9 protein-coding genes are annotated in these 9,472 nt (G+C 32.8%); 6 read left to right on the top strand and 3 right to left on the bottom strand.

All coding sequences use genetic code 11. The features are described from left to right. Positions 1-508 (bottom strand): phosphotransferase (locus TA89_RS01235; RefSeq protein ID WP_147590043.1); only part of this gene is annotated, 508 nt, incomplete at its 3' end. 592 nt (positions 509-1,100) lie between these two features. Here TA89_RS01235 and TA89_RS01230 point away from each other — a divergent pair. The 4 genes from TA89_RS01230 to TA89_RS01215 all read left to right on the top strand — a co-directional run bounded on the left by TA89_RS01230 (position 1,101) and on the right by TA89_RS01215 (position 4,581). Further along, positions 1,101-1,784, top strand: a complete 684-nt coding sequence (locus tag TA89_RS01230) for a response regulator transcription factor (protein ID WP_040210222.1) — start codon at positions 1,101-1,103, stop codon at positions 1,782-1,784. 119 nt (positions 1,785-1,903) lie between these two features. Beyond that, the gene (locus TA89_RS01225; protein WP_040210220.1) at positions 1,904-2,827 is read left to right on the top strand and encodes an ABC transporter ATP-binding protein; all 924 of its coding nucleotides are present in this window, start codon (positions 1,904-1,906) and stop codon (positions 2,825-2,827) included. Further along, a complete protein-coding gene (locus tag TA89_RS01220; protein ID WP_040210219.1) occupies positions 2,824-3,603 on the top strand; it encodes an ABC transporter permease in 780 nt (259 codons plus the stop codon). The genes TA89_RS01225 and TA89_RS01220 overlap by 4 nt, the downstream gene beginning before the upstream one ends. Positions 3,604-3,636: 33 nt before the next feature. Continuing rightward, complete coding sequence (locus tag TA89_RS01215) at positions 3,637-4,581, top strand: sensor histidine kinase (RefSeq protein ID WP_040210217.1); 945 nt, start codon at positions 3,637-3,639, stop codon at positions 4,579-4,581. Positions 4,582-4,595: 14 nt separating this feature from the next. On the opposite strand, the gene TA89_RS18730 is transcribed toward TA89_RS01215, so the two are convergent. Continuing rightward, positions 4,596-5,777, bottom strand: a complete 1,182-nt coding sequence (locus TA89_RS18730) for a GNAT family N-acetyltransferase (RefSeq protein WP_242850050.1) — start codon at positions 5,775-5,777, stop codon at positions 4,596-4,598. 381 nt (positions 5,778-6,158) lie between these two features. After that, the gene (yidA, locus tag TA89_RS01200) at positions 6,159-6,968 is read right to left on the bottom strand and encodes a sugar-phosphatase (protein WP_040210215.1); all 810 of its coding nucleotides are present in this window, start codon (positions 6,966-6,968) and stop codon (positions 6,159-6,161) included. A gap of 284 nt (positions 6,969-7,252) precedes the next feature. On the opposite strand from yidA, the gene TA89_RS01195 reads away from it, so the two are divergent. Both TA89_RS01195 and TA89_RS01190 read left to right on the top strand, forming a co-directional pair. Beyond that, the gene (locus tag TA89_RS01195; RefSeq protein ID WP_040210214.1) at positions 7,253-7,825 is read left to right on the top strand and encodes an ATP/GTP-binding protein; all 573 of its coding nucleotides are present in this window, start codon (positions 7,253-7,255) and stop codon (positions 7,823-7,825) included. 16 nt (positions 7,826-7,841) lie between these two features. Beyond that, complete coding sequence (locus tag TA89_RS01190) at positions 7,842-9,440, top strand: peptide chain release factor 3 (protein ID WP_040210213.1); 1,599 nt, start codon at positions 7,842-7,844, stop codon at positions 9,438-9,440. Positions 9,441-9,472 lie beyond the last annotated feature (32 nt).

The following is a 9,472-nucleotide window of genomic DNA, read 5'->3' as shown; positions in this document are numbered from 1 at the left end:
CCTCAATAACAAAATTAATCCTATCCATGTCATATATTGGTCGTGTAAAATCCTTTCCTGGCTTAAATTGGCGTGAACGCTGGTGAAAAAGCGCAAGATTTTCTCCTAACGCAAAGACAATCTCATCAATATTATCTTCTTTCAGCGTAAGGGTTGAACCATCAATCCATTCTAAAATAGTTGAATAGTAGGAAGAACCAAATTCTTCAAAGTTATGTTCAGATATGTATTCACCATGACAATTTACAATGGGTTTTTGAACTTTAAGCACATTGTCACCATTTAATTCATACAAAAATTCAATTTCCGATTTTATTCCTTCAAATGTATGCTGTATTCCAAATAAGCCTCCTGTAGATGGATTATGAATGCGCAATAAATAACACTTGTTACGTGACCTGTCAGTGATTTTATAAGTTATATTTTCATTATGACTAATGAATTCAATTTCTGGATGAGACACAGGGTATAATGAAAGCACTTCTTTTGCTAACATAGTATAATCCATATTTATCCCTCACTATATTTCGTAATGTATACTATTACATTTTAATTATTAATTTGATTTTTTAAAATTAATAATAGGCTATTATATCCTACTATTATTTCAAATGATGAAAAGAACTATATAAAGATAATTTTTATGTAGAGTGGATAGATGATAATACTGCGATTGTTACTCTATCCGGTGAAGAGCAGCACGATAAGAAAGTTAAATTTATTTTCTAACCTAAAATTTCTTTGTGAAGTTTAATTATTGCATTTGAAATTTTATTTACCCCACCCTTTTCCCATTATAATTTCTACAAGGTTTTATTATCCCATACATTATATTATACATAAATAATACAATTATCCCAACAAAAGTAAGTAAAGTACAATGTAAAATTGAGATTTAAAAACAAAAAATAAGGGATGAAGCTCCTACGGAAGTTTCTTAAATCAAAGAAATTCCGGAGGAATCCCCTCCCTTATTTTACATTTTAAATTTTTAATTATCTTTCTAATTTTACATTTATCTTTTATATTGCATTACAATTTTTCTAAATTTATAATGATAATAAATTTAAGTATACAAGAATCAGAAAGAAGTGATAGAAATGCAATATAGGATATTGATTGTAGAAGATGAAACAGATATCAGCGGATTGCTGGTTAAAATATTGGAAGAATCACAGTATCAGACTATACAGGCTTTCTCGGGTACAGAAGCAAAACTTTTATTAGAGAAAGATATTCCCGACTTGATTTTGCTCGATCTTATGCTTCCTGGAATATCAGGAGAGGAATTATTACATGATATTAGGGAAAATAAACATTCAAATATTCCTGTTCTGGTGCTCTCTGCAAAAAATTCTTTAGGGGATAAAGTATCTTTATTAAAGACCGGTGCAGATGATTATATCTCAAAGCCTTTTGAACCAGAGGAAGTTATCGCAAGAGTTCAAGCGGCTTTAAGGCGTGCAGGAAAAGAATGCGCCTCTTCAAAAGTTTTGAGTTACAAAAATTTAAAACTATACCCTGAATCCAGAAAAGCGACTGTCTTCGGAAAAGAGCTTGTATTAACTGCACATGAGTATGACATCCTCTCTCTTTTTATGCAAAATCCTGAGAAGGTATATTCCAGAGAAAGCTTGTATGAATTAGTGTGGAAGGGTGGATATTATGGCGAAAATAACACAGTAAATGTCCATGTGAGCAATTTGAGAAAAAAAATAAAAGAAGCGGATTCCAAAGAAGAGTATATTCAGACGGTATATGGAATTGGATTTAAACTAAAATAAAAACTTTATAACTTCTTTAAAAGTTCTTTATGACTTATTAAAGACTAAACTGTTAAAATACGTTTATCGATGAGGAAACACAATAGTTCATAAAGGTATTTTTATATGGAGGTAGACAAATGAATGATTATGTCATAGAGACAAAACAAGTTACAAAGTCGTATGGTTCATTCCTCGCATTAGATCATGTAAATATTCATGTGAAAAGAGGAAGCATTTACGGACTGGTTGGGGATAACGGTGCCGGGAAAAGTACCCTCTTAAAATTGTTGGCTGGACATATTTATCCAACAGAGGGAGAAGTACAGCTATTTGGAAAGTATGAAGAAAAAGATTTGGAACATTCTCGAAAAAAAATAGGATGCATGGTAGAACAGCCGGGGTTTTTCCCTAATATGACCGTAGAACAAATGTTAAAGTATTACTGTATTCAAAAGGGCATTCCAGATAGAAAAAAAGTTGATGAAATTATAACGCTCACTGGTATCTCAGAAAAGCGAAACAATAAATGTAAAAAACTTTCCTTGGGGCAAAAACAAAGATTGGCCCTTGCCATTGCTATGATTGGAGAACCACAGCTTCTAGTTCTGGACGAGCCTATTAACGGATTAGATCCTAGCGGTATTGTTGAATTTCGTAATTTACTTCATAGCTTGAATGAGGAAAAGAATATTACAATTTTACTATCCAGTCACATACTCTCTGAGCTTCAACAAATTGCTACGGTGTATGGTTTTTTAAGCAAAGGCATACTCATTGAAGAAATCTCGGCACAAGCATTACATGAAAAATGTTCCGATTGTATTGAAATCACTCTATCTGATGTGGAGAAATATTCAGTTTTATTAGAAAAAAATTATTCTAAAGAAACCTACAAAGTTCTTCCGGAAAATAACATTCGTATATACAGACCAAAAGCACAAGCGGAGGCTTACAGCAAATTAGCTTACGAGAACGGGATTTATATAACCGGTATGAGGACTATTCAATCTTCTTTGGAAAATTATTATATGGAGTTAAAGAAAAGAGGTACAGAAAAATGATGAATTATATAAAAGGTGAATTTTACCGAGTATCACACAGTAGGGTGATATACAGTATAACTGGAATTTTAGCTGTTTTATCATTTTTTCTTAATGCTTTATTGGGTTTACTGGGGAGAACGGACGGGCCAAGTTTTCCATATGATACAACCTCCTTTTCTTATTCAAATTTAGTATCAAATCCAATGATTTTTTGTTCTATAGCTGCCGTTATTGGAGTGCTTCTTTATGAGGGAAACAGAAAAAATGGCAATTTGAAAAATACTATTGCCTTTGGTATTTCCAGAAGTAAGGTTTTTATGGGAGAATGTATTGTAGCAATAGTTTCAGCCATCTTTTCTTTAATTATTGTTTTAAGTGTTTATATTATCAGTGCAAATATATTTTTGGAACACACAGGACCTGTAAATTTAACAGATTTACTCACAGAGATTCCAGCTGTATTTTTTATTGCTGTGGCTTCACTGATTTCAGTAATTGTTTGTATAGAATCCTTTGGAAAAGATTCCATCGGGATTATTATCTGGTTTATAATTTGGTTTATAATTCCTAAAATCTTTTTTTATTTAGGACTACGTTTTGAGATTATTCACAGAATTGCTATGTGGATGCCTTATAATTTTTTTGGAACAACAGAAATGATTGTCAATATGTCTCAAAGTGTAACTGCATGGGGTACAACGGAAGGGATGTTTAAATGCTTAATCTCCGGTATAATTGGAATTGCTGTTTTTTCCTTATCCGGTGTTGTATTATTGAGAAAAAGAGAATTGTAATTTATATATCTGGTTTTGGATAGGAGGTATCAAATGGTATATGCTCTTTTAGCTATTATAACTATATTAGGAAGCTATTTTGCTTTTCGTTATTTTTCAATCCTTTATTCTCTTCGTGAGGTAACTAAAGATTTAAGGGAGATACAAAAAGACCTTACTCAAAACCAGATTCTTCATTTGCCAATACCAAATAGAGATTTAAGAAAAGTAATGTGTTCTTTTAATGATACTTTAGAAGGAATTCGGAAGGAACGACAAAAATATGAGAAAAGGGAAAAAGATATTCAGAAGCAAATAGAAAATATCAGTCACGATTTACGAACTCCCCTAACTGTTATTTTAGGCTATTTAAAACTCATTAAAAAAACGGTCAAAGAACTTAATATGAATAAAGATCTGGCTGAAGCATTAGAAATCATTGAACAAAAAGCAGAAACCATGAAGAACTTGGTAACACAGTTTTATGATTTTTCCCGTTTAAATGCGGGAGATTATGGATTGACTCTGAATAATGTGGATATTTCCAGAACATTAAGGGAATCTCTTATGGGAAACTATCAAGTCTTAGAGCAATCTCATTTAGAGATAGAGATAAATATCCCAGAACGTCCAATCTGGGTATTGGGCGAAGGAACAGCATTAGAAAGAATATTTCTTAATCTGTTACAAAATGCTGGTCGATATGCTAATAGATTTTTACATATTTCAATCCATGAAGATGAAAAAAATGTATCAATTTTGTTTGCAAATGATACAAATATACTCTCTGAAGATGATATACCTCATTTGTTTGATAGATTTTATATGCAAGACAGTTCCAGAAGTCAAGGGGGTACAGGGCTTGGATTGACTGTAGCTAAATCCCTAGCAGAAGAAATGGAGGGGACTTTAGAAGTCAATATAGTTGAAAATGAAGCTTCACAACCTGACAGCGATAATATTGTTATATGCTTTAAATTGTCTATGAAGCATATTTAATAACAAGCTGTTTTTTAGTCCCATTGTCCTGGAAATCTTAATTTTTGTAGTGGCGGAAAATTTTTATTATATTCTTCCACTTCTTCTTTTGGAAGATTTTCAAAAACTTCTGAATGATAGAATTTGCCTCTTATATCCTTCATACTATCTTGTGCTAACTCAATTCCCATAAATGCATCAAAGTTTTTACCATCAAGGGTCATAATATTAAAATTATCACAGGTTTTAAATCCTATTCGAGGATAATAATCTGGTTCTCCAAAAATTATAATACCTTTATACCCCTTATCTGCAGCTAAGCTCATTGTTTCCCTCAATAACAGCTCACCAACTCCACATCCCTGCCATTCAGGATCTACACAAAGAGGCCCAAAGGTTATAATATCATGGGTATCTGCACCATCAACAACTCGTGACTTTGAATACATTATACATCCTATTACAGCTCCATCCTTTATTGCTATTCTACTTAGCTCCGGAATATAGTCTTTATGTTGACGCAATTTATGCACAAGATAATGCTCGTCACAACCAAGATTATGCTTATTCCAAAATGCATGTTGTGTCATTAACTCTACGCTATACCAATCATCCCTTGTTTCCATTCTAATTTCTATTTCTTCACGACTTAATCTTTTCTTCTCTCCCGGAAAGCATCCAAATTCCAATCTCACTTCTTTTCTTTGCAGATCATTGTTTTTGTAGCAGCAAGTATCCATACCAATCAAGTTAAAACCTTCATGCTGATAAAAATCTATGGCATTAACATTACAAGATTGTGTCTCTAATATAATGGCTCTACGACGTTCTCTCCTTGCTTGTTCCTTCGCTATTTCAATGAAAGCATGACCTATTCCTTGCTTTTGATACCTTTCATCTACCCAAAGTTCTGTAATTCTCAGACGATTAGACCATAACTCTTGATCTGTTTCAATTGCAGCAACTAATTCATCATTAACTAACACACCCCAAGCATAAGCATTTTTCCAGTGTTCTTCATATAGCTTATCTGGGAAATCATGTTCTTCCGGTGCATGAGTTACTGGAGCTGTAAAGTCTTTCTTTTCTATATCAATAACAAATCCATTATCTGTTTTATTTACTATAACATCATAATACTTATCTGTTTTATACTTTATTGGAATTATAGTTCCCTTCCATTTTTCCTTTGGTAAATGAATAATTTGAAAATCCATAGTTTTATCCTCTCTTTTCTATATTATCTTTAATTCTCCTTTAAGAATACTCAGAGCTTGATAAGTAAATAGCAACTATACACTATATGACTAATTTTTTGATAATAATAAATAATTTATCCACTATAAATGAATATAAAATAAATTAGAATGATTTTCATCCTCTCCAAAAATAGTATACCCAACCATTTGCTCACCAGCATAAATATCTAATAATTGTTTTATATATAAATAATACAATTATTCCAATAAAAGTAAAAGAGGATTAGATAAAATTATAAAGTAAAAGAGAAAGTTCCTCAGGAATTTCTTAAATACAATTTCAGAAAATTCCTGAGGAACTTTTATCTTTATTTTATATTTTTAGTTTTTAATCTAAATCTAGCTGACTCTTCCCAAAGCAAATTTCTCAATTACATGAGCCACTCCATTTTCTTCATTGGTTTTGGTTACATAGTCCGCTATTTCTTTTGCTTCATCAAAGGCGTTGCCCATGGCAACTCCTAATCCTGCATACTGTATCATATGAAGATCATTTCCTGCATCCCCTAGGCATATAACCTCTTCCTGCTTTATTCCAAGGGAATCTGCTAAGGATCTTATTCCTTCTCCTTTATTGCTCTTCTTGTTGAAAAATTCTAAGAAATAAGGAGCACTTCTTACTATTGTATACTGTTCATATAATTCTTTAGGCAGTGAATCTATAGCTTTATCAAGGATTTCACTTTCATCTACCATCATAACCTTCATGACATCTTCATCTTTAATATCATCCATAGGCATAATGTGTACAGGAATTTTGTTAATTGATCCTTCTAATATTGAGTATTTACTCATCTTTGGAGTTACACAGCCTTTGTTTGTAAAGGCATGTATATTTACACCTAATTCTTCACTTAATTCATGAAGTTCTTTATAGTCTTTACCTTTTATGGTATTTCTCACTACTATATCTTCTGTTAAAGTATTTTGCACCAAAACACCATTAAAGCTTAAAGCATATTCATCCTTACCTATTAAATCAAGCTGCTTTAAATACTTTTTTATTCCATCCATCGGTCTTCCTGAGGCTAATACTATCTTTATTCCTTTAGCTTTCGCTCTGTTAATTGCATTAATTGTTTCCTCAGATATGGTTTTGTCTTCTTTCAAAAGAGTACCGTCCATATCTACAGCTATAAGTTTATACATTAAATCATCACCTATTTTATCTTTTATATCATTATAATTTATCTCTATTTTATTATATCATTAAAAAGATAAAGGATATCTTATTAAGAATCGATATTATTTAGATATAATGTACCAACATCGTTTTCATCCTTAATTTACTGGCTATATCGTCAGAAACCGTTTTATTATAATCGCTTTTTGAATTTAATAAAGAAAGGCCGAATTTAATTTAGTTGAAAATAACTTTTCAAATTGTTATAATGACTATGTTTGTGGATAGATTATATATGGAGGTATACTAAATGCCAATTAGAATAGCTATATTAGGTGGACCGAGATGTGGAAAAACAACTTTAATTCAACAGCTTTATGTAGAAATGAAAATTAAAGGTCTTGATGTAGGCGCAGCTACGGAATACAGTACTGAATATCTAAGAGAAAAAGGAATGATAGAAACTATCTCTGAACAATATGGTATATATCTTGGACAGCTTCAACTGGAAAGCAGTCTGGAAATTCACGATTATGCCATAACTGATTATGCTACCTTTGTTCCTTATATTTATGGAAGGTTTATGTTAGGTTCAAAAAAGCGCACAACTAAAGAAATTGAAATATTAAAAGATTTATATAGCCTGGCATTAAAGGATTTATCAAAATATAATTACATATTTTTTGTTCCAAGAGAGTTTGGATATACTAAAGATGGAGTTAGATGGCAGGACGAGGATACCGCAGCTCTTATTGATGATTCAATCAAAAACTTTCTTGATGCAGAAAATGTTTCTTACAGCATAGTAGAAGGAACAACTAAGGAGCGGGCAAATAAGATACTTAATTTAATTGGAATAGATAAAGAAGACGAAACAGCCTAAAGAAAGGAAGCATATTATGGCTCATTTAAATAATGAAATTGAAAGAAGACGAACCTTTGCAATTATCTCCCACCCTGACGCAGGTAAAACAACTTTAACAGAAAAGCTTTTATTATACGGGGGTGCTATAAGACTTGCAGGTTCTGTAAAGGCTAGAAAAGCCTCTAAACATGCAGTATCCGACTGGATGGAAATAGAAAAGCAGAGGGGTATATCTGTAACCTCTTCAGTTATGCAGTTTAATTATGATAATTATTGTATAAATATACTTGATACCCCAGGACATCAGGACTTTAGTGAAGACACCTACAGAACTCTTATGGCTGCTGATAGTGCCGTTATGGTGATAGACGGAGCTAAAGGTGTTGAGGAGCAGACTAAAAAGCTGTTCCATGTATGCGCTTTAAGGGGGATACCTATTTTTACCTTTATCAATAAGATGGACAGGGAAACCAGAGATCCCTTTGAACTTTTGGAAGATATAGAAAACGAATTAGGGATAAAATCTTACCCTATGAATTGGCCTATAGGCTCCGGAGCTGATTTCAAAGGTGTATTTGGAAGAAAAAGCAAAACTATTCAAGTCTTCGATGGAGGAAATCATGGTCAGAATACGGTAGAATCCGTTCAGGGAGATGTTTCAGACCCTATTTTTAATGATCTTTTAGGCGAGTCACTTCACAATAAACTTATGGAGGACATTGAGCTTTTAGATATTGCAGGAGATGAATTCGATTTAGAAAAAGTAAGATCAGGAAATCTTTCACCTGTATTTTTCGGAAGTGCTCTTACAAATTTTGGAGTAGAACCCTTTTTACAAAACTTTTTATCCATGACCTCTTCACCGCTTTCAAGAGAATCCAGCATCGGAGAAATAGATCCCTTCGACAGCGAATTTTCTGCTTTCGTATTTAAAATACAGGCAAACATGAACCCTGCTCATAGAGACAGGATAGCCTTCATGAGGATTGTTTCCGGTAAATTTACAAAAGGCATGGAAGTATATCATGCTCAGGGAAAAGGAAAAACAAAGCTGTCACAGCCTCAGCAATTTTTAGCTCAGGATAGGGAAATAGTTGAGGAAGCTTATGCCGGAGACATAATCGGAGTATTTGATCCTGGCATTTACAGAATCGGAGATACTTTATGCTCCCCTTCAAAGAAATTTGAATTCGAAGGTATACCAACCTTTGCTCCGGAGCATTTTGCCAGGGTGAGGCCAGTGGATACCATGAAAAGAAAGCAGTTTGTAAAAGGAATCACTCAAATAGCTCAAGAGGGAGCCATTCAGGTTTTCAAAGAGCTCTTTATAGGAATGGAAGAGCTTATAGTTGGTGTAGTTGGTGTACTTCAATTTGAGGTATTGGAATACAGATTAAAGCACGAATATGGTGTAGATATAAAGATGGATAGATTATCCTACAGATATGTCAGATGGATTGAAAATCAGGACATTGATATAGACACCTTAAATCTCACCTCAGATACTAAAAAAGTTAAGGACTTTAAAGAGCGTAATCTATTAATTTTTCAAAATGATTGGGGTATCAGCTGGGCTTTAGACCATAATAAAGGTCTTATATTATCCGATATCGGTAAAGCCGGCGAAGATTAAATCAAAGATAAATAAATAATCATTAACATTTT

This window comes from Clostridium polynesiense (assembly GCF_000820705.1).
GTDB lineage: Bacteria > Bacillota > Clostridia > Clostridiales > Clostridiaceae > Clostridium_AA > Clostridium_AA polynesiense.
This window is presented reverse-complemented; position numbering and strand designations above follow the sequence as displayed.